We start from the raw sequence: 26703 nt of genomic DNA, 5'->3' as shown, positions 1-26703 counted from the left end.
TAAAGTGAGTGCTTGGCTGATTTATAGCTGTCTTTCTTTCACTTTTTCTCCGATCCAGTCATCAATTTCAGATTCAACCCATGCAACAGCTCGGGCACCTAAACTAACTGACCTTGGAAATCCTCCTTTATTCATAAAGTCATAAATACTTGAACGGCTAAGACTAGTTTTTTCAATCACTTGAGGAAGTTTGATGAGTTTCATTTTTGTCTCCTATGTGAATAAACTCATCAAATAAGGGAGTTGCGTAAAGTTTTACGCTCAGGTCATCACACCGTTCACACTCAAATCGAACCAAATTGAAATCTATATCACTGCATCGAATCTATTAATTACTGAGGTATCAACGATGCAAATTCAAGAAAATGCTATTTCAAATACTCCTGCGCTCCTTGATGATGAAGAAGTGCTGAACTGGGCCTCTAGGATCCTATTTAGTCGATTAAAAAGGCAGGGGAAAGTTACCAACCCAGCTAGTGCAGTTGATTTTCTGAGATCAAAATTAGGTGCTAGGGAAAGAGAGGTATTTGCCGTAATTTATTTGAGTAACAGCAATGAGATTATTGAATATAAAGAATTGTTCTTTGGAACCATTAACGCTGCTTCTGTCTACCCGCGAGAAGTAGTTAAAGATGTTTTAAAGTCCAATGCAGCCAATGTCATATTGGCACATAACCACCCCTCTGGAAGTTGTGATATATCAGATGCTGATCGATATATCACTAAGAAGCTTATCGATGCCTTGGCACTTATAGATGTTCAAATCTTAGACCACATAGTCATTGGAGACTCTTACGCATCATTTGCCGAAAGGGGAATAATCAACACTCTTTAATGGAGAACTTATGCAACACAACCCACGAACCGTAGAGTTGATCTCTCATGCAATAGCGATACTCATCATTATCAAAGAGTTAATAAAGGAGCACTAAGCATATTGGAGGGGTAGCTCCCCTCCGCACAGACAAAGTTAAACCTGCTGATGGGAGACACATCGAGCCATTTTCAAAGTCAGCTCCGTCAGAGTACAGTACAGCAGTATTTACTTGTATCACCACTATTAGCCGCTATGAAAATACTTCTATGCTCTAACTGGTAGTGACTTTAGTTTAATTGTCGGCGAGCCATGCCCTATGTACCTAGTTTTACTCAAGTCTACAAATTTGGTTTCTGGTTTCGCCATGTACATAAGCCTTTTCATCACGTTTCTATACTCCTCGCTTTGCATTTTCTGATCGTTCAAGTTGATCCAATGTACTTTTGAATCTGAGAATTGCACATTTATTTCGGCCAGCTGAGGTTCAATACTTAGCGCACTTGCCCATGCTTCAACAATGCACTCTTGTACAGACTTTTTTTTAGGCTTCTTATAACTTAGTAAGTAACTGTACCCCTTGGAATAACTCCTTAACATTCCAAAGTGATCTTTATCGAGAAACAGACAAACATGATAGTGTTCATTACCTGACTTTCCTTTCTCTTTAACCCAGACATAACGCAAAATTTGAGTTCTTGACACTGGTTTTCTTAAATAACTGTACTTGAGCTTTGATACCAATGAAGCTATAAATCGCTTCATCAGACTTTCATTTGATGCGAGAGGGTTATCTTCTCCTTTGCACTGCCTAGGAATATGCAAATCAAATCTGACAACAGAAATACGCGAATACTCACTTAATGCTTCTTCGAATTTGCTCTCTATAATTTCTTTGTGATTTACGATGACTTTGTAGCGCTTATCGAAGGGATTGGTCTGAACTCTTTGTGATAGTTTTTTCATTTTGAAACTCTTAATGTTTATTTACCCACACTAAGAGACTGCAATGTAAAAAAATACTTTTTATGGCTTTGTAATCAATGCTATTCCTCTAACCTGTTTAGTATTTATTAGTCTAGGTTGAAGTATATTAACTATACGGATTTCGCTACAGAGAAAAGATCAAGCAGCATAGGCAATTTGATGTTCCGACTCCTATAAATCTTTACTTTTTTTGATTGCTGTCACTCTGAAGTTACTCACCACTTAATGATTGGATATTGAAACTAAATCCAGAGTGTCCCCATAATTCGCATGCTAAAGCCCCCATCTTTACGCTCTTTGTCGAACCCAATGAACCAGTACCCCACCACTTTTTCAACCAATTGAGCGTTACAAACACATTCGTAGCTACAAATACTCACAAAACCTAGTCCTTTCTAGGCTCTAGGCTTATAAAACACTAGGAACCATGTAATTTTCATTATTCTTAATTAGCTTTTAAAGCACTTTTAAAAATGCTTAAAATACCGTATAAATAACTTTTAAATGACTTAGTAATAAAGCAATGGCATCCTTACTTGTATCTCATAGACTCGACGAATATAAACAACTAATCAAAGATGATCTAAAGACTTCTTTTGCTTACACCTACCTAGCTGACAAGTTTAGTCTCCGTAATTTTGCTAAGTGTATTGAGGAACAAAGAGCATTTGTGATTAGGGAAGTTTTTGTAGATGATAAGCTTAATAAAGCACTGCTAGAGGAAGTATTAGAATGCTGGCACAAGCAACATGAATCAGAACATATACTTCCAAAAGACGTATCTCCAAATAACATTAGGCTTAATAACTTTCTCATGATTTTTTACAACAAAAATCGTCGTATATTGCCGGGTATGACAAGGGTTGATTCTGACAACGCCTACATAAAATTGTATCTTATGCAGTTAATTTACCCCATTAATTTTCCTATTAAAGGGATGAATTTTGTGTGTTCTTGGAGCAAGGTCATTGAATTACATACTTTATGTGTAAATAAATTAAACTGGCTCAAATCAGACGAAGAATCTATTAACTGGGCTATTCAGTATATTGCTAAGAAAGAGAACGAGGCTCCTATACTTGATCCGACTAAGCGTTCAGTGAAAGAAATCTATCCGCATGTGCCTACGAATTTATGTGAAAAAGAGCTGTATGTGTGGTGTTATTTAGAAGCTTTGGCAATTATTAAAAATATAGATGCTTTCGAGAACACTATAAGAAAAATGAAAGCTTCTTATGCATCAAGAAAGCACAGAAAAAGCAAAAATGATAAAGTAGCTAGACAGTTTTACATCGAAAAAAGTACTGCTAGTAAGTTAAAGAATATGGCTAAGTCTTGCGGACTTTCTCAAGAAGAATTCATTGAGCATTTGATACTGCAAGCAAGTGCAAACCCCAAAAAGTAGCTTTCTTCTCAACCCACAAGGGGAGTGAAACGGGGACCATACAAAACATAAAAATACAAACCCAATAAAAATCAATGAGATGAAAACATAAAAACATTCAGATCCAGAATATCGAATAAAGCTCACTAATATTCAAAAACACTCATAACCAACTGAATAACCTCGCTTTATAGCGAGGTTTTGTTTTTTATCGTTCCGTATTTTTTCATTCTGTTTCATCCAATTGGTGAGTATTGTGGTGAGTATTTTTCACTGCTAGTCTCAAACTACTGGTGAGTACAAGAGATGAAAAAAATGCCAAATTTAACAGTTAAACAAGTCAACATACTTGCTAAAGGCGAACCTAAAAAAACGTCTGATGGAAACGGTTTGTTATTTGTCGTTCCCAAGCGTGGCGAACCTTATTGGTCCCTGAGATATACCTTTAACGAAAAGAGGAGGGAAAAGTCTCTAGGTAAATTCGGGCAATTGACACTGGCTGAAGCACGCGGTGAAGCAGAGAAAATTCGGGCATTAATTCGAGATGGAATCGACCCCCTTTCTATTCCCTCAATTGAAAGTTATGTCGGAATGACATTTGACCTATTATTCAAGGATATGTATCAACACAAGATATTAAAGCGTAATAAACACCCTGATATACCAAAAAGTAAGTATGAGAATAACGTTTCGTCCCATATCGGCCACTTAAAAGTTGAACAAGTAACTGCGATCCATGTTCGAAATATCTTGGACAACATTACAAAAAGTGGTCGTCGAACAGTTTCAAATGATGTGTTGGGCCTCCTCAATCAACTTTTTAAGCATGCGATTCAACTTGGTATTACATCAAATAATCCTGCTTCAGCTTTTTCCTGTAAAGATGCCGGAGGAGTTGAAAAGCCAAGGAGAAGGGTTCTGAGCATTGAAGAGGTTGAACATGCCTTTTCGGTATTCAGAAAACATTCGGATTCATTCACACGCGATAATTACTTAGTTTGCTGCCTGCTTATTACGCTAGGCGTTAGAAAATCAGAGTTAATCCAAGCGCCTTGGAAGGAATTTGATCTAGATAACGCAGTGTGGCACTTACCAAAAGCAAGAACAAAAACAGAGAGCGATATCAGCATACCACTTCCACCACAGGTTATGTCTTGGCTAGAAGAGCTGAAAATTCGCTCTTATGGCTCTGAGTATGTACTCCCTGCAAGACGTAAAAGCAAAGTGCCCTATATGGGAAAAGACACAGTAAATAGTGCAGTGAACAGCCTATTTGGAATAGATAAAAGTAAAAAGATTCCGCCTCCGAATCGTATGGGGAAATTAGAGCACTTTACTATTCATGATTTCAGGAGAACGTTTCGAACCATTGCTGGCCAGCTAGGTTTCCACTCCAACGTTTGTGAGCGTTGTTTAAATCACAAGGTTGGTAATATGCCAAAAGTTTATGATCAAGGTGACTATTTTGATAAAAGGCTAGAAGTTCATTTGGCTGTATCAAATTTGTTGGAAACACTATAAGCTCTTATAAACAGAAAAGGGAGCTCATAGACTCCCTTAGCTTTAAAGTATTAACCACCAACCTTTATAGGCATATGCATAGGACAACTCTCCTTTAATGGCTTTTCATAACCTTAGTAGTTATATAGGACCCATATCATCTCATGTAAAGCTACAAGAGGCAAGTTTAGATGAATTAGTTTCTGTTGATACGAACACAGCAAGATTCATTAAACCTTAGATTTTGACACCTCCAGGCCAATACCTCAGAGATACCTTCATCCAGAGGAACCGGCGACGCTAAATCTTCACTAGTAATAAGTTGACCGGTTACAGCTTTTAGGCCTCGCTCTACATCCCACAAATCACTCGCATGTGACATAGAAAGCATATTTTCGAGATTCGGAGGGCAAAAGAATACCATAGTAGCCTCTTCATAACATGCATCTTGACGACGGTCATTCATACATGTCATCAGCTCAATTCCAGCTGCTTCATTTAACAATTTCATAGTATTGAATATACTGTAATTAACTGTAATTTTATATTCTTGTTCTGGCGGCAAATATTCATCAAAAAAGATAAATAAGGTTGTCAGGAACCCTCCTTCTATAACAGCGGTGTTTGTTCGCTCTACTTCAAAAACCTTATGGCTGATAACCTTATCTTCCTTAACATTTTCAACAACCACTCTATAGCGTTTAATTTCATCAACATCTGCCGCAAGTTGAAAGTGATAACATCTCAATGGTTCAAGAGGCTTTATGACTTCAATTTGCTTTACTTTGTCAGGATTAATACTTCTTTCATCATCAGCTGGAAACAAACAATATGGTACTACGCTAATTTCTTTTTTTAAGTATTTAACTCTATGGTGCTCTAATATTGAAAAAGCCTCATAAAGATCCTCTCTTGTTTTATCAAGCTTTGTTTTTTGAGCTTCTTCTCTTTTTTTAAACGTATTTTCATCCTCACGACGCTTATTTAAGTTAAGAAGAGCTTTAACCAAAGCCAATTCACATTCTGAACGCCATACCCCTTCATTAAGCTTATCGATAGCATTTTTAAAGTCTAGTGTACCAACAGAGGGAGATAAACGAATAATTGCATGACACTTTACCGAGTTCTCCGATCGTCTAACACCATGATTAATTGAGCTAGATATAACTCTTTCCAAGTAATCCTTAACACCATCAAACCCATCAAACGTTTCAATTAGTTCGTCATCAAAACCAATCGCTACGTTGTATATTCCATCACAAATATCGAACTCTTCTACAGGTAAATTCTCACATAACCCACCATCAACATAATAGGTGCTAGAACTATGAGCATGAAAAATCAAAGGTAAAAAGCACGAGTAAACAACCGATTCCAACACTTTCTCATTAGGTGTCAACTGAGACGAAAATGTTTTCTTAGACCTTGTTGATAGATCTGTAACAACAACACTTAATGGCAGCTCCAACTCGCTAAATACTGTTGAACCATCAATATATTCAGAAAATAACCCATCGACAAAATTTTTCAGCGCTTTAGGCTTATATAAAGTTTCACCGTTATAGACATTTTTTACGGCACCGAAAGTTTTACTAAAAAACTTTCGCTCAACTAATAGGTCTGATTCAAGCGTTGCAAATAAGTTTGAAATTCTCTCTTTTGCAATACTAAAATTAAAGTCACAAGCTACTAGAGCTGCAACTATTGACCCCGCTGAAGTACCAGCAAGAGAAACAATCTCTACTTTACCAGCTCTCTGTAACTCTTGTATCTGAGCAGCACACTCTACAAGAGCGGCTAATTTAGCTCCTCCGCCTTGAAACGCTAATTTCAACTTTATTGGTTGGTCTATTCCTGACAACACAACACATCCCCGCTCATTAAGTAGTAATTGTTATATTTAGGCGATAATATTAATTCTTTTAAATATTTAAAACAAAGTTTTGAGCTGTCATTTCAATCTTCATTAATCCAAAGCAAAATATCAGACAGTAACCAGCGGGCTTTCCCCTTACCAACGCTGGAAGCTGGCGGGGTTTCTCCCGCCTTTTGCATACGCCACCAGGTAGTGCGGCTTATGCCGGTTCTGCGACAGCGCTCAGTCTCGCTTATCAGTCGCTCTTCTTCGCCATAAAGCTTTAAAATGCCCGCTCGTTTTTCAAATAGCTCGTTATTCATGTTCGCCTCCTAATTCCACGCGATTCTGTAGTACCCAAGCATCAACTTCCGTTCTCTTGAAAAAGGTTCGCCGCCCCCCAAGCTTGTAGCTGGGCAACCCGCTCCGTACTTGTTGCCGCAAGAAATTTGGGCTTAGTGCTGTGTACTGAACACACTCATCAAATGTCAGAAACTCTTTGCTATTGAGCGCTACTTTGCAAAGTTGGCTTTCAATCACGCATTTTATTTCGTCAAATAGCTGGTCTGTAAGCATTAGTAATTCTCGCTCTGGGAAACTGGGAAAGTGGGATTAGCATTACTACTCAATGAGTTATCATTTTTTGGGGGAGTTACAGTTGGCCATGAGGTATGGCGCGCCTTTAGGCGGCAAGCGCCTAAAACTTACCAACCTCATAGCGAAAGGGGCTTCTATGAAATCGATGGACTTTATAAATAGGGCTAAAAAAGTAGAATTTGCTGATATAGCAAGGTCGGCAAAACCTATTGAGCGCACAACTCTCAAACACGTTCGGTCTACCGATAAATGTTACCTGGTTAAAGCAGGCAGTAAGTTACAATTCTGGATTATTCGTAACGATTGCTTGTTGTCTGTGAATGTCTCTCTGCACTCCCCATTTTGTGTTTGTACTGATGCAGATTGTTAGATATGTTTCCCATATCCCAACTTTCCCAGTTAGAAATTGAGTATTTTTTAATTTTTTTTATAAATTTTTTTCGATTTCTTTATGGTGAGTACACTGGTGAGTAAGAGAGGGTTTAAACGAGCAAAAAACACCTTATAGGCATTGATATAGGTGAATTTATGAAATTTAAAGCGATAAACAAATTCAGAATATTGAATAACACGCCGATATTCTATCAGCTTTGAAAAACCGCCTCTCGGCGGTTTTTTATTGGGTTCATTTTATGGAGTATATTAACCTTCATAGTTTCGCTAAACTTCAACTGTTATTAGAACAAAAAGGCAACCGCATGATTAACCTGTTCTGTACACAAAAACTCATTGCAAAGCTCCCTGTCAATGAAGGAGTTATACCCGCTTGTTCCGATGCAAAACTGACTGATTTAAGCACGCCAGACACTCACCCTTTGTCAGATTGGCATGCTAATTTGCTCACAATACAACGCAGAAACTGTATGCTCCTGATGCATAATCAAACCCGCTTTCCGGTATTTATTATTGGCCTCACCAAACCAGATTTTGCAAAGTTAGATTTTCTATTTGCTGATAGCTTTATGAATACCTTGCTAAAAGTGGGTGCAAGTAACCAGCAATTACAAAAAGCAGCTTCATTACTCGGCCCGCTAACAATCGCCAAAGCCAATAACCGTAGTGTGCAAGGGACGATGAATCAAATGAAAGGCGATATAGAACATCAACTTTGGTTCGACCAAATTAACATCATGGATTGTTCGCCTTATAGAACTGCCGCCTGGTTAGCTGAACGCCCTTGTATGGTTAAAGGACAAAAAGACTGTATTTGGCCAATTAAGGAAATGCTCGCTTTATTAAGCTAACGCTCCAATATCAAGCTGCTAAGCCATTGCTAACTTAGCCGCGTGTTTCCACATAAACGTCGGCATGGTATTTCGCAACTGCCAAGTAATGTTCATGGGCTGCCTACCAATGTGCGATACATAGTCAACTTCGCCAAAGTTAACAAATCCTATGGTTTTGCCAAATTCGTCTTTTGCTTGCTCTCTAACAAACAGAAAAAGTCGCTTACCCTTTGCTTTGTGAGTGATATAGTCTAGACCTCTACCATAATCAGGCCTTGCTGAGTTTTGGCTTTGCCAATGGAAAAGCTGTTCATTTATCGCGTAGTCGTGATACATAGTAGTGGGCGAAAACTGCTTTTCGTTTTTATTCAACGTAACGAATAGCAGCTCAATATTTTGCTCTCGAATGCTAAAAACACCTTCTCGAGAATTAGCCTGCTTTTCAAAAGTAGACACACCAAAGCCAACCAATATTTGCTCTCTGGCATAACCAGCCCCAGAATTTACATAATGCCCCAAGTGATAAATACCGTGTGGGCAGAGTTGGTGTGTGACTAAGTGTCGTGAATTAAGACTTTGCCCATACTGCCCCCTTGTCAAAAAGAGAAAGTCTTTCTCAACTAGAACGAACACCACAACACTTTTATGCGCGTAAAAATGTAAAAAACCACACTTTTATGCGCATAAAAGTGTGGTTTGAGTTATAGTATAGGTCGTTAACAATCTTAATTGGCGGGAAATAACAGTGCAGCGTAACTTACTTAGCGCCTTAATGGCATGGAAAAACCAATCTGTACGCAAGCCATTATTAATCGATGGCGCAAGACAAACAGGTAAAACCTATCTGCTGCAAGAGTTGTTTGGTAACACCTTTGCCAACATCCTTCGTATCGACTTTCTTGAAAATCCCGCCTACAAAGAAGCGTTCGATGGCTCACTCTCACCTGACGAGCTAATAATGAACATTGAGCTTTTGACCAATCAGGTGTTCAACCCAGAAACCGATCTGCTGATATTAGATGAAATTGGCGAATGTGAGCGTGCCGTTACCTCACTTAAGTACTTTGCCGAGAAAGCCCCCTCCTATTTTGTCGCTGCCAGCGGTTCAAATATTGGGTTGCTCAACACCTTCCCTGTGGGCAAGGTAGAACAATACAATTTACGACCACTGACCTTCCAAGAATTTATTTATGCATCAAACGAGCAAGCGCTGATCAAAGCGTTTGACAGTCAAGCAAGCACACCTGCGGTGCACACTAAATTGATGGATAAACTAACAGATTACTTTTTTACCGGTGGTATGCCGGAAGCCGTTTCTGCTTGGTATCAGTATAAGGATTCAAGCATTCTAGAGCGTGTTGAAAAAGTCACAAAAATTCATGCCGATTTAGTTGCAGGTTATCGCCGCGATTTTGGTAAGTACGCAGGCAAGGTCGATGCTACACTGATTGAATCTGTGTTTAATAGCATTCCAGCGCAGCTATCACTTGTCAGCGATGAGTCCGTTAAACGCTTTAAATTTAAACATGTGCATGAGCGTAAATCTCGTTATAGCGATTTTGAAACCGCGATCCATTGGCTTCATTGCTGCCGTTTAGCTTTGCCAAACTACCCTGTTGAAGGATTGCCAAAATCGCCACTAGCGGCCTATAAAAAAGAAAATATGGTTAAATTGTTTCTATTTGATGTGGGGCTGCTTAATCATATGCTAGGCAGCAGTTATAAAGAGATTAAGCAACAAAGCTATGAATACAAAGGTTACGTGGCTGAAAACTTCGTGCAGCAAGAGCTCACAGCCATCGGCGTTGACCCAAGTTACTCATGGAATGACGCCCGCGCCGAAATCGAATTTATTTTGGCAACCGATGAAGGCGATATCATCCCTGTTGAAGTCAAAAGTGGTAACCGTACAAGGGCAAAATCGTTGGCATCTTATGTTGAAAAATGTGCACCAAGTAAAACTTTTAAGTTAACTGGTACACAAGGCTCATCAGCGTTAGAACAAACCAAAATCGTAATGCCTTTGTATTTCACGCAGTATTTACCTCAGAGATGGTAAAAGCGCGTTGCTTAGCCCCCGAGGTCTACATAAAGTTACTTCAAAGGTAACAATCTGTAGACCTTGATACCTGATATTCGGACACTCAGTCTTACCTCTATTGGATACCATAGTATCCACATTGAGCTTATTTCTATTGAAATGGACACCATAATGTCCACTTCAGGTTAAGTGAGTTTCTGCTGACTTATCACTATCACGTAGAACCAGCAAAAAATGGCCAAATTATGTTGACAGAAATCGTGCTCGATAAAGCCCTTCAAAACCTCTATTTTTAAGTCCTAACAGCAGCATAAAAACGGCACTGTTTTTCCGTAGTCATAGCCAAGGAGCACCACTAAGATTTAGTAAAAGCCATAGACAATTAGTGGGCAGTTTGGTGGGAAAATAGGCATTTTTGAGCGATTTCTTTTCAGTAAGTTTTTGAGTTTTTAAATGTTTAGATTGCCACCCGAGGGTGGCATTTTCATTTTACTCTTCTTTATTTTCGAGTGCTTCTTCTCGGCGCAGATAGGCGCCGGCTTCATCACTAGTTGCACGCAGTTGGTGGTTTTGATCCACCGCTCTCGTTTGCTGATTGAGTTGGTACACTTGTGAGGCATTGCCTAAATCACGCTCGCTGGTAATTGCGGCGATGGATTCTCGGTCTTTTAAGAAGCTAATCACATCTTTACGGATGTCGCTTAGCTGTGCATCGTCTTTATGCATTTCTAAAATATGTCTTGGGTGCTCTAGGTTTTTCATGCCCGTTGCAGCGAAGGTCGTTGATACTATTCTCGACACCACTACCCAAGGGGTAATACTGCTGCGTACTAGCGTATTTTCAGAGCGTGTGGAATCGTGAATGCCAGTACCTGTTGATATTTTAGACTCAGTAAATGTCCCTTCACATTTAAAATAAACCAGCAGAGATTCAAACTGCATCTCGGCATAGAATACGTGTGCAGCATTGGTTAGCATTGATGCAAACGATTTAATCAATAGACCACTTAGCAGTAAATGTACGGCTACCATCACAACGGCGCTGAATGACGCGATGTTTTCTTCGCTGAAGGCACTAGAAAAATTACTGATATTGGCGCTCGTTACATAGTGGTAAATATCTACTACGGCATAAGCAAAAAAGACGCTTAATCCAAGGGTTACTAGCAGCAGTAAGTTACCACCAAGCAAGGATAAAAACCTAAAGCGTTCAAACGATTTACCTAAATCTAGGGGCAGAACTTTAGGTTGTACTTCTTGGATCATTTCGCCTTTAAAGCCACCTTTACCATCAACTTGTTCTTGCAAGCTGGGATCTAGCTCACGATAAACTCGGTTTGGTACTTCTTTATATCGGCGATTAGCCATCACCAAGTTGTCGAGGTTAATAAATATCTCATTTGGATGTACTGATTCTTGCCAGTTTTCTCTTAACTCAGACACTTCAACCACTGGGTTTACTTTGTCTAAACGCGCTTTAAGCATAACAGCAATAATGGCGCTACAGCCAAGTGCAAGCACGATAACGCCCGTGAGATAAGCCCAAGTATGAAGACTAGGTAACGGCGCAAAAAAGAGCTCAATATCGGCTTTACTTAACTTTCCTTCATCCATGATGTAAGACAAAGTTAGACCTATCAAGATTGGTAGCACAAAAGAGAGCGAAATCACTTTAGTGAGGGTCGCACTCCCCAAAGATTCAATAGCATGTTCCGCTTTGCGTGAAATCGGTTTAGCCGCGCTATACCAGCATGACAAAATATATATCATCAGTAAGGTGCTATAGATTGGAAAAGTCAGCTCCCCAGCATCACCGGCAAAGCCCGACAGCGATACAAACGCCACCACGCCATAAAGCACAAGTGCGGTTAATGTACTCACCCATGCACCAAATAAGCGTTGGCTCATATTTCTGATAGGATAAGGGAGAAAGAGTAATTTAGGTGCAATGCTGTGAAGTAAACGCGATAAGAATCCCTTAGGCTCTACAAAAGTGCTATTCTTTCGGCCAATCAACATTTCTTCTAGCGTTTTCGCCGCATAAGCTACATCAGCCTTTTCTTGCTTGGCAGTTGAAGTTTCTGATTTACTGAAGTTATAAGCTAAAGAGGTGGGATGGTTACGACCCACAAAAAAACGCAGCGTTGCATATATTCCTTTTGCAAAAGACGTGATCCCAAGACCTAAAATCAACATGCCAAATAGCATGATGATCCAACCCATACCCGCATCGCTCTTAACTGAGCTGGCGGCAATCACCAGTAATGCAATTCCAGCAATAGTTTGTATTGCACCACGAATAGCTGTGATTTTACCTTCCGTTTTAAATGGGTTTTTAAGCCCTAAATCAATAGAGCCATAATCAAAAGCCACTAGCAGCCTCCTTGTATAAACAGTCCAATGTCGGTGGCTAGGAGGTCGTCTAGTTTAGGCAGCGTCCAGCCACACCTTTCAATTTCTGCAATACTCTGCACAATAACTTGTTAAGTTGCAACGAGTTTCGTTTGAATTCAAAGAAGTTCCCACTTCCTATTATCAAATCGTCTAACTTCATTACAATTAGGCGAAATAGACAGAAGACAAAGCCACTCGTTTTCTACCAATTGTTTTACAACTGGGTGTGCTGCCATGATTTGCTCTAGTGCTTCGGTTGGTGCTTGTACAATTACGCTCAAACGTTGTGGGGTATGCATCCATTTTTCACCGTTATGAACGGACTGCATTGGCAGGCCAATTCGCAAATCTCCGCCATTGCCTTCAAACACTCCTATTCTCCCCCCCACTACATTATGCAACACCTTGTTACCACTGCCGTATTTGTGGATATCGGTTACCGAAGCATTATATTGCATATTGATCCAGTTAGTGACGAGCATAGGGGCGGTTAAAATAGCTGTTAACTGACTAAAGTCTTGGTCTTGCTCCGCGCTGTATTCATGCAAAAAGACTCGACCTTGCAGGTCAATCCCCTGCGTAACTTGTCTCGGCGCGACCACAAATGCTGCATTGTTGGCAAGGCCCCATTCCGGCCTGACTTGAGACCAATCTTTAGTACGGGCTATAAATAGCTGCTCTAATTGCTGCTCGGATAACTCTTTACCAGTTATCGCAAGCGTATGAGCGCGCTCTACTCTAGCCAGACGCGATGCCTGCTTTAACCAGCGGGTCATCTCTGTATCTATTTCGCCATAGGGGGTAATTGTTTCAGTGGTGGTATTATGTAGCGCTGCAACAAAACGGGTTTGCGACGGAATAGCGATGCCTAGCGCGATTAATTCTGCGCGTACCGCTTGGTCATTAAGAAGTTGCGCGAGTACTTTAACATTCACTTCTCCCGATTGGCCGCCACATGCACCACATTGCAGTCCGGCTTCATGTAAATTATTGGTGGTATGTGCTCCGTGGCCAACCAATAGGACTGTATCAGCAAATTCAGTCAGTCCCATCCCTTTTAATATGCCAGCTGCGAGTTTAGCTTGCTCCAAAACAGTAACTTCGTGTTCGCCCTGTTTTAATTGCCACTTTCTTGAATCAATATGACTATCGACGGGATGATGAGTTTTTTGCAGTGAAAACACTTTGCTAAATAGCTGATAAAAGTAACTCATCCCCATCGACTCCACCATCGAAAATGAAGCAGCCGCAGAGTGAGACCAGCTATGCCAACGGCCAGCTTGCTGGCGTTTTGTGGCAAGATGCTGGGGTGCTGGCGTTTGTATCGCGGTGATTGGTGCTTTTAATAATCCGGGTAACTGTGGCCGACTAAAACGACAGTTAGTCGCATGATAATCAATCGGTAGGCCAAAGAAACCAGCATAGCCTATGGTTTGAATGCCTGCGTTTTGAGTTTCTAACGCACGGCGGATCACCTCTGAGCGTACATCAATACAAAAAGCCGCTTGTAAGGTTGGTGTAGCTTGCTCACGAGCTCCCTCAGATTTTACCTGCTGAGTCTTTAGCTGCCCCACTAAAGTGACTTGATAACTGAGCTCGAGTGCCCGCTGAAATACCAGGCGCGGCAACAATGCCTTTTTATGTTCAATCACAATCTCAGCAAGTTGCTGCTTTTGCTTGTTCCAATGGTATTGAATACGGGTAAAGGTCGTTGGATGGCGCTCACTCACATAACGCCAAATCACCAGCTCCCACGCCATTCGAATTGCCAGTAGCGCACGCATATCGGAAGCCGGATGCTGGGCAAGATCTGCTTGCCAGCGTTCATAAGCCGCCCAAGATGCCCAACCATTAATATCTAACAGTAGCATGTGTGCATAATCACTCAGCTCATTAAAACCAATCTCTAAGGTGTCGACAGCGAGTGCAATTAAAGACTCAGGAGACGTTGGCAAAGCCTTAAAGTAATCCACTAAGCCCGACTCCCCCATGACGATGCTTATCCCCAAGTCTCGCGATACGGTTTCATACCAGTGGCGATACAAACAGAGTTTATCCTCACCTTGGGTTTGTTTGAGAATAGGCTGCACCTGCTGATAATGCGCGGCGCAAAATTGGCTAATTTGGTGGCTGATTTCCTCTTGCCATGGCATCTTATGCTCTGAGCGATAACGGTCAAGTAAGTCCGCTAATGTATGCCAATGTGGCAACTCGCCGCAGTGACTTTTTTTGAGCCAATTAAGTAGCGCATTGGTGCTGCGATCCACCGCATAATGTGCCGCAGATTGCTGCAATGCTTGCTCTGAAATCGCCTCTTGCTGCCATTTTTCAAGATAAAATGCCACGGGCATCAGCATTCTAACCTGTGCCAACGCACTCATTTTATTGACCACCGCATCAAAGGGCAGATCGCGCATTCCCCAAAATGGATTCACTGCGATCAATTGATCGAGTGGCCAAGTTGGCGCAATGCGTGTTTCAGCACTCAGGAGTTGTTGCTGTTGCGGCTTAGATAGCTGAGTCTGTTTGTTGTCTTGTGTCTCTATCATTACTTCTGCTCCTCGTGCCCCGCAGCATAGCGATGAATGGCTAGGTGTTTCTGCTTTTTAATACTTGGCAAATGGACGGGCCAAAGTAATATGGTTAATCGCGTCATCCACTCGTCTAAGTACAGGCCGGCATACAACACTCGAGAGAGTTTTTGCACTGTTACCAAATGTGCGCGGTAATAGAGCAGATAATTTACTACGATAAGTACCACTACTAAGCTGAGCAACCAAATATCAGCTCCATCGAGTGCTTGCGCCCTGAGATCATTTGGTAGCGCGACCACCAAGTGCAATAGCCACTTTTGCGCACTATAGGCTGCCAACAACACAACAGCTGCGGTGATAATTCTAAAATAGCTGCTAGGGGCTTGCGCCTCAAAACGCAGCGCTAACCACACCGTTAATGCGCCAACCATTAATCCCCAAATACTGATAGGACCTTGATATTCAATGACAACTGCAGCTGCTGTAGTGAGGCCAGTTGCCACGGCAAGTGCAATGAGCCATTGCCACAAGGGCGGTTCAAGCTGGTCGCTCAAGCGACGAGTCAAATCTTCATGGATCCACTGGCTTGAGTTTAAAAATGCGTGGGCTTTGTAAGCTGAATGCGCCAATAAGTGTAGTAGCGCTAATTCATATAGCCCCAAAGCACACTCCACTAGCATCAACCCCATTTGTGCACAGGTTGACCAAGCCAAGCGCACTTTTAAACTGATCCGCGTTGTCATGATAAGCGCGGCTAATAATGTCGTTATTCCTGCCACGATCAAGATCAGCCATTTCGCAGCTTCTACGCGTAAAATCAAAGGGCCAAACACCATCACCAAAAAACCGCCCAAATTAATGATCCCTGCATGCAGCAGCGCACTTACCGGTGTGGGTGATTCAACCACTTGCATCAACCAGCCATGCACTGGCAGTTGCGCGCATTTTATCAGCGCCACAATTGCGAGTAAGCCAGCTGCTGATTGCTCTAGCACAGTCAGTGTCGTTGAGTGAGTTAAGTAATAGTCGGTGATGTCATTAAGCCGGAGCATGCCAGTGCTGAGGTAGATACAAATAAAAGCCCCCAGCAATGCACTTTCTGCCAAGCGCGCCAAAATAAACTTTTTGTGTGCGGCCAATGCCGCTCTCGGGCGGTTAGGATAAAACAGCAGTAGACGGTGTAGGCTCAAACTAATGCCAACCCAAGCCAACCAAAATAGGATTAAGTGATTACTGAGCACCACAATAGTCACGCTCAGTAATGTCGTGAGTAGATAGCGAAAATAGCGGCCCCGGTGTTTTTCACCATGTAAATAGTGAATGGAGTAACGCAGTAAAATAAAGCTCATAAAGCCAATCAATGACACCACGCTAAGCCGTAAAAAGTTTATTTCAAACAGGCTACTGGCAATATCACCTTGTGTTGCCCAACTCCCCCAGCCAAGAGCGATACAAATTGCCACACCGATAGCAAAACCGTTCGCGATACGAAATAACCCAGCGTTACTGCGAGACGCTTTGCTCATGAAAGACGCAGCAATCAAAAAGTGTAATAGCAACAGCACCACTAAGATATTAATCATCACTTTCTATGCTTCTCACCTAAGTCTTGAATCAGGTCATTATTTCAACCTTTTTAATTTAATAAAAATAGATATAATTTAACTATTCGTTCTGTTTTACTTATATATAGATGAGCCTAGATGAGCCGACTTAATTATCACCACCTTTACTACTTTTGGCAGGTTGCTAAGCTCGGAAACCTGACTCAAGCCGCTAAAGAATTACATGTTTCGCAATCTGCGCTCTCTGCGCAAATCAAACAGTTGGAACATAATGTCGGAGTATCACTATTTGAGCGCGTAGGCCGCAGCCTAATGCTCACCGATCAGGGTAAAAAGGTGCTGAGCTATGCCGATGATATTTTTACCACGGGGCAAGAACTCGAAGCCTTGCTAAGCAAAGGCGTGCAGTCAACCACCCATGTAACTATTGGGGTGTTGACCACTCTGTCACGTAACTTTGTAGAAGCTTTTATTAGCCCTTTGATGCGGCGCAGCGATGTGCAATTTAAATTAAAGTCAGGCAGTATTTCTGAGCTGCTCAACGGCTTAACCAATTATGAGCTGGACTTAGTACTTACCAACCGCACAATAAACCTAGATACTTCAGATCCCTATTGGCAGTGCCAACTAGTTGCCAAGCAACCGCTGGCGATCATTGGTCCGCCTGCCCTCAAGCCAAGCACGCCATTTCCGCAAGGCTTTGAAAAAACACGCTGGATCTTGCCACCTGCCAACTCAGATTTACGCACCGCATTTAATGCGCTGTGCGCTCAGTATCAGTATTTCCCCAACATTTTGGCAGAGGTCGACGATATGGCGATGATGCGACTACTGGCACGAGATAGTGGCGCGGTAGCCGTTTTACCTGCCGTAGTAGTAAAAGACGAAATAGCCCAAGGGGTGCTACAGCAATATCAGGAACTACCTAATATTTATGAGTATTTTTATGCGATTTCAACACAGAAAAAGGTTGTTCCTGAAGCAATTAAAATCCTGCTGCAAGAAGCGCGTGATAAGCCCGCACATTTTTAAGCACGCTGACTTTTATTCACCTGAAAGTATTAGAAAATCACGATTTATTTCTGTTTTTTAACTTAACCCATATTAACGTAAGAAAATTGGCCTAAGCACTTGACCAATTGATGTTTATTTAGCAAGCTGAAACTATAGGATAAAAATTCGACGAGGCAGTTATCGTGTTCAAGCTTGCGCACAATGGCAATATCTTAATGGATGTGAAGTCTGCTTCACCGCCAAGTGCTGCGTTTGTGATTGAAGCCCTTGAAAAATCACAATTTGCCGACTGCGAAATTGATCACGACTCGATTAATGCCTTTTTCCAAAGCGACTTTCCAGAGAGCCAAATCGTCGTTGCTAAACAACATGATGCCGAATTTGAAGTCACCTTAAGTGACGATAAAATGCAGGCCTTTGGGCAACTTAAAACGGCTCGAGGTGGTAAAGCCGTATCATTAGAAGAGGCAAAAAAAGCCATTGTTAAAGCGGGCGTCAGCCGTGGTTATAAGCAAGCTTACCTAGAAAATATCCTGCGCAAACAGTTTGAACTTCCACCTGGCGAAGAAGCATCTGGATTAATCGCCCAAGGCCGACCACCACAAGACGGCCAGTCAGCAAAATTACTGCCGCACGTACAAACTTTAAAAGAGAGACTCAAACAACCTAGAATGCGTGAAGATGGCACCGTTGACATGCGTGATTTTGGCAAGCTTGCAAGCGTTGCACCGGGCGATTTACTGGTCACTCAAAAGCCCGCAACACCAGGTAAAGAAGGCTTTACGGTTAGTGGTGAAAGTATTGAAGCAAAGCCCGGCGAATCATTCCAGCTTATGGCGGGTGAAGGCACCGAGATCAACCCCAACAACCCACTAGAGCTTATCGCAACCATTGCAGGTTGCCCCTCTGATATCGCCAACGGTATGCGCGTGGATGATGTATTTACGATTGCCGATGTCACAGTAAAAAGTGGTCATGTCGACTTTAATGGCAGCGTTATAGTTACCCATAATGTGGAGCCGGGTATGCACGTGACTGCACAAGGCGATATCACAGTGCTCGGCACGGTGGAATCTGGAGAACTTATTGCAGGTGGTCATATTGAGGTACGAGGTGGCGTGATCGGCCATGTCGACCATCAAAATAATGAGCAAGGCTTAACCTGCAAGCTTATCGCCAAAGGCAATATTGAGATTGCCCATGGACAATATACTTACCTTGAAGGCGATAACATTATTATCAATAAGCAAAGTAACCACTGCGATATTAAAGCGCAAAAGCTGATACAAGTTGGCACTGGCGATCATCCAAGTGGCAAGTTAATAGGTGGTTCAATCATAGATGCGCAAATGGTGGTAGCGGGAGAGATTGGCAGTGAGTCTGGCGCTAAGATGATGATTTATCTTGCACGCAAAGGCCTTAAAATCACCCAAGAAACCGACACCCTGTTCAAAGAAGTCGCCGCCACCAATGATTCTTTAGATCAACTACAGCAAGCGATTGAAAAAGCAGAGTTAGTAAAAGACGCAGCTAAAAAGCAACAACTCAAAACTAAAATTGGCGCAACACAGATGCACTACTGCCAGCAAGCCGAGCACCTTGAGCAAAAGCTCAGCCAGCTTGATCACGACTTACACGATTTGCTCGACAACACGAAACTTGCGGCAAACAAAGCGCTTCATTCAGGGGTTGAAATTCATATCTTTGATCGCGTGTATAAAACAACCCGCAGTTACCCCCCTTGCTCAGCAACGCTACAAGAAAACCAAGTCAAGATAGACTTTAAAACCGCGGGCTCCTAACCTGCACTTTACTTTAGCGCTGACACTTAGCGCAATACACTGTGCTGCGCTGCCCTAGACGTATTTCTTTTAATGGCGTTTCGCAGCTTACGCAAGGCTCACCTTTGCGACCATACACAAGTAACTCTTGAGCAAAGTAACCCGGCTTACCATCACTTTGAGCAAAGTCTTTAAGTGTCGTTCCCCCTTGTTTGATAGCTGCACTTAAGGTTTCCTTGATGATCGGTGTCAGTAATTGGTAGCGTTTAAGTGAAATTTTGCCTGCTTCTTTTTTGGGATGGATCCCTGCTTTAAACAAAGATTCATTGGCATAAATATTACCCACACCAACCACCACATGATTATCCATAACAAATTGTTTAATCGGCTGCTTTTTGCCTCTGCTTTTTTCAAATAAGTACTCTGCTGTAAAAAGCTCGGTCAACGGCTCAGGACCCAGCTTTTCAAAAACGCTATGATCTTCGCCTGCACCTTGCCATAAGAAGGCACCAAAGCGACGCGGGTCGTTCAATCTGAGCGACTTACCTGAGGCCAGAATGATCTCCACATGATCATGCTTTTTTAGTGGCTCTTTGCTATCGACAACACGTAAGTTTCCTGACATCCCCAAGTGCAAAATCGCAGTGCCATGCTTGGATTCGATAAGCAAATATTTTGCCCGTCGCTTAACCGCAAGCACCCTCTCACCTTCGAGCAATTGTACTTCCTCTGGTACAGGCCATCTCAGCTTACCATTGTGCACTTTTACGCTTTGGATAATATGTTGCTCTAAATATGGTTGAATGCCTAAACGGCTCACTTCGACTTCTGGTAACTCAGGCATAATTCACTCTATTACTGTGTGGTATTACAATTCTATCGGTAGAAATAATGCTTTGGCTTGCACACTATCAAGCTCAAACCAACGCTGTTGTTGTTTATCAAATAATACAAAGCCATTATCGCTAGGATACAGCTGGTAGCTAAGCGGAAGCTCTTGAGTTGCCAGCCAAAACTGCGCAGCGCTCAACGCGGGCTCCAACTGCTTTGGCGTCTCAACAACCAATAGCTGTAAACTTTGCCACTTGGCGACAAGCGCACCTAAGGCATCTTCGCTAAAGGCCTGGTTTGAGCCTTGCGGTAACTCTATACGCCAGCTTGTACCAATGCGTTCAATTTTATAGCCAGGAAATGCCACGGTTAAGACAAAGCTTTGCTCTGGTAGCACAGCTTGAATCTTTGCTTTATCGTCGCTGGGATTCAATTTATAGTGGAGACCGTTGAGAAAAAAGATCATCAGTAACATGGAAAAGATCACCACGTTATTCCAGCCCTTACGGCTCATTTGAATCATACCTATCTCCTAAGCGTTTGAACGGTTAGTGTATAATACTAATTTACATTTATACATGCTCAATTAGCCCTTGCTCACCGAGGCTATTTCGCCTAATTCAACAATCTGTCGTTACCGTCCCCTATCTACGCCAAATTGCGCATTTACACTATTTAAATGACAAGTTATTTTGCTAGAATGTGGGCAAAATTTTAAGGAGTTCCGTCAATGGCAATGTATGTAGTGGGTCATAAGATCCCTGATTCAGATTCAATCTGCGGTGCAATCGCACTTGCTTATTTAAAAAACCAAATTGGTGAAGAAGCAATCCCAACGCGTTTGGGTGAAGTCTCACCGGAGACTCAGTTTATTCTTGACCGTTTTGGTTTTGAAGCACCAGAGCTTAAGATGAGCTATGCTGGCGAAGATGTGTATATCGTTGACCACACTGAAAAAACGCAAGCACCAGACGACATCGATAAAGCAACTGTGGTTGGCGTAGTTGATCACCACAAACTAGGCGACCTTACAACTTCAACACCACTTGAGTGTTGGATCCGCCCTGTTGGCTGTAGTAACACGATCATTAAAATGATGTACGACTTCTACGATGTAGAGATCCCAGCAAATATTGCTGGCATCATGATGTGTGCAATCCTAAGCGACACAGTCATCTTCAAATCACCAACTTGTACCACTGCGGATATCAAATGTGTTGAAGCGCTTGCAAAAATCGCGGGTGTTGAAGATGCTAAAGAGCTTGGCATGGAAATGTTCAAGGTGAAATCAGCAGTTGAAGGCACACCAATTCGTGACCTGGTCATGCGTGATTTCAAAGACTTTAATATGAATGGCAACCTTGTTGGTATTGGCCAGCTTGAAGTGGTTGATCTTGCTGTATTTGACAAGATCAAAGATGAGCTACATGCCGATATCGCAAAATTAAAAGAAGAAGGTAATCGCCACAGTGTAATGCTGCTACTTACTGATATCATGAAAGAAGGCTCACAAATGCTGATCGCTTCTGATGATGAAGCGATCATCGCAAAAGCATACGACGTTGAGCCTGAAGCAAGCAAAGTATGGTTGGACGGCGTACTGAGCCGTAAAAAGCAAGTTGTACCACCATTGCAAGACGCATTCGCTGGTTAATACTGCTCGCCGAGACGAAAGTCTCGGCTGTTTTTATGCTGCACCTCACTCCGGGTATATTCGCCTCCTTTGTCAAAGACTTGAATGCCGCGCGCCATTCACATCACCTTATTCAAATCAACCTGCCCGTGAGCGACTGTATCGCGCAAGTCGGTGACAAAACGCTATTTGGCCCAAGCGTAATTGCTAGTGGCGTAGGACATAGCTTAAAAATGACCTCAGGCTGGGTGATATTAGTCGAGCCAAAAAGCGTGTATGGCGGGCAACTCCAGAGCAACAGCTGCGCAGCAATCGAGATAAATACCGCACCAAAGAGCAATGCCAAGCTTGCCGAGTTAATACGCACAGTAGGACTTACCGAGCTACCAACGACGGATTTAGATCCACGAATTGACCGTCTATTGGCGCAATTAGATGCTTGTTTTAACGCACAAACTTGCCTTAAACCCAGTCACTTCAGCGCAAATACGATTGCCGAGTCACTTTATCTCTCACCAAGTCGCTTTTTACACCTGTTTACCGAGCAAGTGGGGATAGCATGGCGACCTTATGTGCTGTGGCGCAGGCTGATCTGCTCAGTTGTCGCCATACAACAAGGCAACAACCTTACACAAGCAGCCATGCTCGCGGGGTTTGCAGATAGCGCTCATTTGAGCCGTACATTTAAACGGCAGTTTGGCATTACACCGACTGAGGCATTAAAAACACAAACTTAGCCAGTTTATTCAAGCTTAGTTACCTAAGTTGCATCACACTGCTACCAAAATAGGAGCATAACCATGAAGCAATTTTTAGTAACTACCCCTTTAGTTGATTATCAACATTCAGAGATCCAAGGCTTAATAGAAGCAAAAGGTTGGCGGCAGCTTGATGAAATCACAGCAGCGGAGCAAATCTATAACTTCGTCAAAGACGACATTGAGTTTGGTTATAGTGAGACAGATACACTAACTGCAAGCCAAGTGCTTAAGCAAGGCTATGGACAATGTAATACCAAAGGAACATTACTGGTCGCATTGCTACGGGCTTTTGATATTCCCACCCGAGTTCATGGGTTTGAGATAGCCAACAGTCTTAAACAAGGGTTAATTCCTACCCTACTGGCGTGGTTTGCTCCAAAAAGTATTATCCATAGTTGGGTTGAAGTTTATCTAGAGGAGCGCTGGGTAGAGCTTGAAGGTTACATAATTGATGACGGCTACCTACAACAGGTTCAGCAGCACTTCCCGAAGGCAAAAGGCTTTACTGGATTTGGTATTTCCACTCCCTGTTTACAGCAACCCGATAATCGCTTTTCGTTAAATGGTGCATATATTCAAAAGCAAAGTATCACACGCGATTTAGGGCTTTATACGAGTCCAGATGCGCTGTATCAGCAACACAAAAATCTAACTGGCATCAAGCAATGGCTCTATGCACACTGCTTTAGACACTGGATAAACCAAAGGGTAAAGCGCGTCAGAGCCGGACGCTTCAACTAACTTGAGCGTGCAATAGCAAATTGGCTGCGATTGTGGTTAGTGTATTCAACGCCACCTCTATTGCGCGGGGATCACGCAGTTGCGGCCTGCAGCTTTGGCTTGATATACCGCGTGATCAACGGCTTTTAATGAATGACCAAAAGGCAAATTGGTATTAACTGCTGCGACCCCAAAGCTTGATGTAATGGTGATCTCCCCTGATGGCGTAGAGATAACCGATTGCTCTATTTCTTGTCGCAGGCGCTCGGCGATCACCATCGCTGAATTTACCGGCGTGTTAGGTAACAGCACAATAAACTCTTCCCCCCCTAAACGACACATACAGTCTTCTAACCTTAAGGTATTTACACAGATCTCAGCAAAGCTTTTTAACACTAAATCACCGGTTTCATGGCCGTGATTATCGTTGATTTTTTTAAAGTGATCTATGTCTAGCATCATCATACTAAATGGATGATCAAAGCGTGCATGACGACTGATCTCACGTTTCGCGTTATCCATTAAAAAACGTCGATTACTCAATCCAGTGAGTGGATCTTTAAACGCCATGTCAGTAAGTTGCAGCTGTAACTGCCATAACTCTTTAACCAGTAATCGGCGACTGCAGCAGTCCGCAATCATCTCCGCAAAAGCAATTTCATCTTTGTGCCACGTACGTACGCCATTATTCCCTTCACAGCACACCACTCCGTGAGGAATACCATTTTTAAAGATCACCGTATCTAACATGGTCACTATGTGGTTTGGGGTTAAATAACACTCTTGAAATTCAGACGTTCTGGGATCGGCGGCAGCGTCATTCGCATCTATCGATTGACCACTGTTGATTGCTGAAAAATAAGCGGGGAAGTTTTCATATGTTAAGGCTGGCAATTGCACCGGTAACTCGTCACCCTGCCAATCTGTATTAGCAACATTGATAAGCTCAGAAGGTTTGTCAAGATCATCAAACAACCAAACGGAAACCCGAGTGACGTCTAAGATAAGCTTACCTTCATCTAGTAAATCAATCAGGAAGCTTTGAAATGTTCCCGATACATCAAGCTCTTGCGAGCTGAGCCGCCTAAGCCTCTGAGTGACATTGCTAAAGTTCTTCAACATAATACGAAGATTTTATTCTTTTCTGCTAGCATAACGCGCCATAATTTTTAAGCATAGTCTTAAATACTAGAATTAACCTATGTTTTGGAATATTTTCACACGATTATGTAAGAAATAAGAATATAAGTAGAGTAATCCGTAAAGGAGGTAATGCTAAAAGGTAATAAGCCTGAGATTATTAAAGTGGCGCGAGGCCACTTTATTCGTTGATTATTTAATATATTTTGCGAGGTATTTTTTAAATACCGGATCTGACATTGCCAATTGGCGTTGCTCATCCATGATTTCTTTAAGCAAAGACTCTGATGTCAGAGGGTTGGCCAAAACCACTCGAAATACCACCGTGGGTTGGCGGTCATATTGCTCTGGTGTTAAGCGTGTTCGAGAAACAAAAGAGCGGCCCGCTTCACGCTGACGCTTTTGCATACTCGCAGTAAAACGGTTAAGTGCAGCATAAATCTCTATCTTTTCTTGCTCATCCGCTTGTGCGATTGCCGCTTTTATTTGCTCAGGCACATAGCGGTAAGTCAGCAAACATAGCTCAGGTTCAGAGATCAGCTCAAAATCAGGGGTTTGTTTAATTAGTTCAGCAAAATACCGCGCCTTTTCAATCCCTTTATCAATAAGCATCTCATAGCCTTGACGACCAATGACACGCAGACATGCGTGCACTAACATCGCCATACCAGGACGACTCCCCTCTAAAGTATGACTTCCCAGATCTTTAGAGCCTTTCCGTAAGATGTATTCGGCGTGATGTTCAATTGCATCAGATGCCGCCGGGTCTTTAAATAACACCATACCCGCTCCCATAGGCACGTACATTTGCTTGTGCGCATCTATGGTTATTGAATCTGCTCGCTCCACCCCTTTCAGAAGGTAGCGATTGTTATTCGATAGTAGTGTTGCCCCACCCCAAGCGGCGTCGACATGAAAGTGACAATTGAGTTCTTCAGCTAAATCAGCCATCTCTTCTAGAGGGTCAATATTACCCGTTTCGGTCGTCCCAGCAACACCAACCAAAGCCAGTACTTTTATCCCTTGCGCTTCAAGCTCATTAGCTTTAGCTCGCATGGCGTCAACATCAACCTTATTGTTGCCAGCCGTTTTGATTGAAATGAAGTTATCGCGGCCAATACCTAGCACATCTGCGGCCTTACCCAACGAATAATGGCCTCTTTCAGAAACCAATACCGCTAAGCCTCGGTAACCATAATGTAGCATTGCAGCCACAATACCCGATGCACCAATACCTTTAAATTCACCATCCGCTTTTAATAAGCGGTTTCTTGCAATCCAAAGCGCGGTTATATTCGCAATTGTGCCACCCGAACAAAAAGCACCTAGTGACGTTTTTGCGCTGTGCATCCACTTATCGTAGAAAGCATCATCGCTGCCGTAAACCAAGTGATGCATCATTCCCAATACTTGACGTTCAAGCGGAGTAAAGGCTTTTGACGTTTCAATTTTGACTAGGTTCTGATTGAGTCCCACCATCAACTTCGACAGTGGCAACACAAAATGCGGTAACGCTGAGGTCATATGCCCAATAAAGCTTGGGGCTGCGGTATGCACTGAGTGGGCAACTAATTGCTCCATGATATCTTGCGCATAGTCGGAGACAAACATCGGCACTTCGGGGATCACCGCCGACTGAAAGTCTTTTTCAACTTCGTGCAGTGGCTTTTCAACTGCCGCAATATTCTCATTTAAAAAGCCAGCCAAATTGCTCGAGATTTCTTGCTCGATTCTGCTTAAAGTTGAATCAGGCGCCTCAGGCACGGTAAATATACGCATTAAGCTTTCTTCAGACGCAACGGCGCAACGCTTTGGACCCATCAATACTACCTAAACATCAAACGGTGCAGTAGCTTACCTACCCATTTTAGAGATTGAGTAGATACAAATTGCACAAGAGATTGTGATACATGAAATGGCTAACTT

At 42.4% G+C, this 26703-nt stretch carries 21 protein-coding genes and 1 pseudogene; 10 read left to right on the top strand and 12 right to left on the bottom strand.

Going from position 1 to position 26703, the window contains the following annotated elements; all coding sequences use genetic code 11:
• Nucleotides 1–21: 21 nt before the first annotated feature.
• Complete coding sequence (locus L1271_RS04460) at nucleotides 22–204, bottom strand: AlpA family transcriptional regulator (protein WP_235366896.1); 183 nt, start codon at nucleotides 202–204, stop codon at nucleotides 22–24.
• Between the two features lie 145 nt (nucleotides 205–349).
• Between L1271_RS04460 and radC the strand changes: the two genes are divergently transcribed.
• On the top strand, nucleotides 350–835 hold the full coding sequence (gene radC, locus L1271_RS04455; protein WP_235366895.1) for a RadC family protein: 486 nt from the start codon (nucleotides 350–352) through the stop codon (nucleotides 833–835).
• A gap of 246 nt (nucleotides 836–1081) precedes the next feature.
• On the opposite strand, the gene L1271_RS04450 is transcribed toward radC, so the two are convergent.
• Complete coding sequence (locus L1271_RS04450) at nucleotides 1082–1780, bottom strand: YagK/YfjJ domain-containing protein (RefSeq protein WP_235366894.1); 699 nt, start codon at nucleotides 1778–1780, stop codon at nucleotides 1082–1084.
• Between the two features lie 544 nt (nucleotides 1781–2324).
• Between L1271_RS04450 and L1271_RS04445 the strand changes: the two genes are divergently transcribed.
• Nucleotides 2325–3206 carry a hypothetical protein gene (locus L1271_RS04445; RefSeq protein WP_235366892.1) on the top strand — a complete coding sequence of 294 codons (882 nt, stop codon included), beginning with the start codon at nucleotides 2325–2327 and terminating at the stop codon, nucleotides 3204–3206.
• Between the two features lie 285 nt (nucleotides 3207–3491).
• Nucleotides 3492–4706: a tyrosine-type recombinase/integrase gene (locus L1271_RS04440; protein ID WP_442960397.1), complete on the top strand. Its 1215-nt coding sequence runs from the start codon at nucleotides 3492–3494 to the stop codon at nucleotides 4704–4706.
• A 175-nt stretch (nucleotides 4707–4881) separates the two neighbouring features.
• Here the strand turns inward: L1271_RS04440 and L1271_RS04435 are convergent, their stop codons facing one another.
• Both L1271_RS04435 and L1271_RS04430 read right to left on the bottom strand, forming a co-directional pair.
• Nucleotides 4882–6546 (bottom strand): patatin-like phospholipase family protein, encoded by a 1665-nt coding sequence (locus tag L1271_RS04435; protein WP_235366890.1) that lies wholly within the window; start codon nucleotides 6544–6546, stop codon nucleotides 4882–4884.
• Nucleotides 6547–6641: 95 nt separating this feature from the next.
• Nucleotides 6642–6863, bottom strand: a complete 222-nt coding sequence (locus L1271_RS04430) for a helix-turn-helix transcriptional regulator (protein WP_235366888.1) — start codon at nucleotides 6861–6863, stop codon at nucleotides 6642–6644.
• A gap of 906 nt (nucleotides 6864–7769) precedes the next feature.
• Between L1271_RS04430 and L1271_RS04425 the strand changes: the two genes are divergently transcribed.
• On the top strand, nucleotides 7770–8381 hold the full coding sequence (locus L1271_RS04425) for a DUF6933 domain-containing protein (protein WP_206471436.1): 612 nt from the start codon (nucleotides 7770–7772) through the stop codon (nucleotides 8379–8381).
• 18 nt (nucleotides 8382–8399) lie between these two features.
• Here L1271_RS04425 and L1271_RS04420 read toward each other — a convergent pair.
• A pseudogene (locus L1271_RS04420) lies at nucleotides 8400–8858 on the bottom strand (DUF3427 domain-containing protein); the annotation flags it as partial.
• A 250-nt stretch (nucleotides 8859–9108) separates the two neighbouring features.
• Between L1271_RS04420 and L1271_RS04415 the strand changes: the two are divergent.
• Nucleotides 9109–10422, top strand: coding sequence for an ATP-binding protein (locus L1271_RS04415; RefSeq protein WP_235366884.1), 1314 nt, complete (start codon nucleotides 9109–9111; stop codon nucleotides 10420–10422).
• 471 nt (nucleotides 10423–10893) lie between these two features.
• Here the strand turns inward: L1271_RS04415 and L1271_RS04410 are convergent, their stop codons facing one another.
• The 3 genes from L1271_RS04410 to L1271_RS04400 all read right to left on the bottom strand — a co-directional run bounded on the left by L1271_RS04410 (nucleotide 10894) and on the right by L1271_RS04400 (nucleotide 16915).
• Nucleotides 10894–12777: a hypothetical protein gene (locus L1271_RS04410; RefSeq protein WP_235366883.1), complete on the bottom strand. Its 1884-nt coding sequence runs from the start codon at nucleotides 12775–12777 to the stop codon at nucleotides 10894–10896.
• Between the two features lie 137 nt (nucleotides 12778–12914).
• On the bottom strand, nucleotides 12915–15347 hold the full coding sequence (locus L1271_RS04405; protein WP_235366881.1) for a YbcC family protein: 2433 nt from the start codon (nucleotides 15345–15347) through the stop codon (nucleotides 12915–12917).
• The gene (locus L1271_RS04400; protein WP_235366880.1) at nucleotides 15347–16915 is read right to left on the bottom strand and encodes an NADH-quinone oxidoreductase subunit L; all 1569 of its coding nucleotides are present in this window, start codon (nucleotides 16913–16915) and stop codon (nucleotides 15347–15349) included. The genes L1271_RS04405 and L1271_RS04400 overlap by 1 nt, the downstream gene beginning before the upstream one ends.
• 120 nt (nucleotides 16916–17035) lie before the next feature.
• Between L1271_RS04400 and L1271_RS04395 the strand changes: the two genes are divergently transcribed.
• Together L1271_RS04395 and L1271_RS04390 are read left to right on the top strand one after the other, a co-directional pair.
• A complete protein-coding gene (locus L1271_RS04395; protein ID WP_010368484.1) occupies nucleotides 17036–17929 on the top strand; it encodes a LysR family transcriptional regulator in 894 nt (297 codons plus the stop codon).
• A gap of 164 nt (nucleotides 17930–18093) precedes the next feature.
• Entirely contained in the window at nucleotides 18094–19713 is a 1620-nt protein-coding gene (locus L1271_RS04390; RefSeq protein WP_174170369.1) for a DUF342 domain-containing protein, read from the top strand.
• Nucleotides 19714–19726: 13 nt separating this feature from the next.
• On the opposite strand, the gene mutM is transcribed toward L1271_RS04390, so the two are convergent.
• Together mutM and L1271_RS04380 are read right to left on the bottom strand one after the other, a co-directional pair.
• Nucleotides 19727–20536 carry a bifunctional DNA-formamidopyrimidine glycosylase/DNA-(apurinic or apyrimidinic site) lyase gene (gene mutM, locus L1271_RS04385; protein WP_174170370.1) on the bottom strand — a complete coding sequence of 270 codons (810 nt, stop codon included), beginning with the start codon at nucleotides 20534–20536 and terminating at the stop codon, nucleotides 19727–19729.
• Nucleotides 20537–20560: 24 nt separating this feature from the next.
• Nucleotides 20561–21046 carry a hypothetical protein gene (locus L1271_RS04380; RefSeq protein ID WP_235366879.1) on the bottom strand — a complete coding sequence of 162 codons (486 nt, stop codon included), beginning with the start codon at nucleotides 21044–21046 and terminating at the stop codon, nucleotides 20561–20563.
• Between the two features lie 207 nt (nucleotides 21047–21253).
• Between L1271_RS04380 and L1271_RS04375 the strand changes: the two genes are divergently transcribed.
• The 3 genes from L1271_RS04375 (at nucleotide 21254) to L1271_RS04365 (ending at nucleotide 23658) form a co-directional block, all read left to right on the top strand.
• Entirely contained in the window at nucleotides 21254–22177 is a 924-nt protein-coding gene (locus L1271_RS04375) for a manganese-dependent inorganic pyrophosphatase (protein WP_235366876.1), read from the top strand.
• A 35-nt stretch (nucleotides 22178–22212) separates the two neighbouring features.
• Nucleotides 22213–22893 carry a helix-turn-helix transcriptional regulator gene (locus tag L1271_RS04370; protein WP_235366874.1) on the top strand — a complete coding sequence of 227 codons (681 nt, stop codon included), beginning with the start codon at nucleotides 22213–22215 and terminating at the stop codon, nucleotides 22891–22893.
• Nucleotides 22894–22956: 63 nt separating this feature from the next.
• Entirely contained in the window at nucleotides 22957–23658 is a 702-nt protein-coding gene (locus tag L1271_RS04365; RefSeq protein WP_235366873.1) for a transglutaminase-like domain-containing protein, read from the top strand.
• 57 nt (nucleotides 23659–23715) lie between these two features.
• On the opposite strand, the gene L1271_RS04360 is transcribed toward L1271_RS04365, so the two are convergent.
• Together L1271_RS04360 and panP are read right to left on the bottom strand one after the other, a co-directional pair.
• Nucleotides 23716–24759 carry a sensor domain-containing diguanylate cyclase gene (locus tag L1271_RS04360; protein ID WP_102056123.1) on the bottom strand — a complete coding sequence of 348 codons (1044 nt, stop codon included), beginning with the start codon at nucleotides 24757–24759 and terminating at the stop codon, nucleotides 23716–23718.
• A 210-nt stretch (nucleotides 24760–24969) separates the two neighbouring features.
• On the bottom strand, nucleotides 24970–26598 hold the full coding sequence (panP, locus tag L1271_RS04355) for a pyridoxal-dependent aspartate 1-decarboxylase PanP (RefSeq protein ID WP_102056122.1): 1629 nt from the start codon (nucleotides 26596–26598) through the stop codon (nucleotides 24970–24972).
• Nucleotides 26599–26703 lie beyond the last annotated feature (105 nt).

The sequence above is a fragment of the Pseudoalteromonas sp. OF5H-5 genome, assembly GCF_021530695.1.
GTDB lineage: Bacteria > Pseudomonadota > Gammaproteobacteria > Enterobacterales > Alteromonadaceae > Pseudoalteromonas.
This window is presented reverse-complemented; position numbering and strand designations above follow the sequence as displayed.

What these genes read in the sequence shown, in the direction of transcription:
- L1271_RS04405 (WP_235366881.1), bottom strand. Translation starts at nt 15,347, where the DNA reads ATGATAGAGACACAAGACAACAAACAGACTCAGCTATCTAAGCCGCAA.
- L1271_RS04365 (WP_235366873.1), top strand. Translation starts at nt 22,957, where the DNA reads ATGAAGCAATTTTTAGTAACTACCCCTTTAGTTGATTATCAACATTCA.
- panP (WP_102056122.1), bottom strand. Translation starts at nt 26,598, where the DNA reads ATGGGTCCAAAGCGTTGCGCCGTTGCGTCTGAAGAAAGCTTAATGCGT.
- L1271_RS04460 (WP_235366896.1), bottom strand. Translation starts at nt 204, where the DNA reads ATGAAACTCATCAAACTTCCTCAAGTGATTGAAAAAACTAGTCTTAGC.
- L1271_RS04425 (WP_206471436.1), top strand. Translation starts at nt 7,770, where the DNA reads ATGGAGTATATTAACCTTCATAGTTTCGCTAAACTTCAACTGTTATTA.
- L1271_RS04400 (WP_235366880.1), bottom strand. Translation starts at nt 16,915, where the DNA reads ATGATTAATATCTTAGTGGTGCTGTTGCTATTACACTTTTTGATTGCT.
- L1271_RS04440 (WP_442960397.1), top strand. Translation starts at nt 3,492, where the DNA reads ATGAAAAAAATGCCAAATTTAACAGTTAAACAAGTCAACATACTTGCT.
- L1271_RS04430 (WP_235366888.1), bottom strand. Translation starts at nt 6,863, where the DNA reads ATGAATAACGAGCTATTTGAAAAACGAGCGGGCATTTTAAAGCTTTAT.
- L1271_RS04370 (WP_235366874.1), top strand. Translation starts at nt 22,213, where the DNA reads ATGCTGCACCTCACTCCGGGTATATTCGCCTCCTTTGTCAAAGACTTG.
- L1271_RS04375 (WP_235366876.1), top strand. Translation starts at nt 21,254, where the DNA reads ATGGCAATGTATGTAGTGGGTCATAAGATCCCTGATTCAGATTCAATC.
- radC (WP_235366895.1), top strand. Translation starts at nt 350, where the DNA reads ATGCAAATTCAAGAAAATGCTATTTCAAATACTCCTGCGCTCCTTGAT.
- L1271_RS04360 (WP_102056123.1), bottom strand. Translation starts at nt 24,759, where the DNA reads ATGTTGAAGAACTTTAGCAATGTCACTCAGAGGCTTAGGCGGCTCAGC.
- L1271_RS04380 (WP_235366879.1), bottom strand. Translation starts at nt 21,046, where the DNA reads ATGATTCAAATGAGCCGTAAGGGCTGGAATAACGTGGTGATCTTTTCC.
- L1271_RS04445 (WP_235366892.1), top strand. Translation starts at nt 2,325, where the DNA reads ATGGCATCCTTACTTGTATCTCATAGACTCGACGAATATAAACAACTA.
- L1271_RS04450 (WP_235366894.1), bottom strand. Translation starts at nt 1,780, where the DNA reads ATGAAAAAACTATCACAAAGAGTTCAGACCAATCCCTTCGATAAGCGC.
- mutM (WP_174170370.1), bottom strand. Translation starts at nt 20,536, where the DNA reads ATGCCTGAGTTACCAGAAGTCGAAGTGAGCCGTTTAGGCATTCAACCA.
- L1271_RS04395 (WP_010368484.1), top strand. Translation starts at nt 17,036, where the DNA reads ATGAGCCGACTTAATTATCACCACCTTTACTACTTTTGGCAGGTTGCT.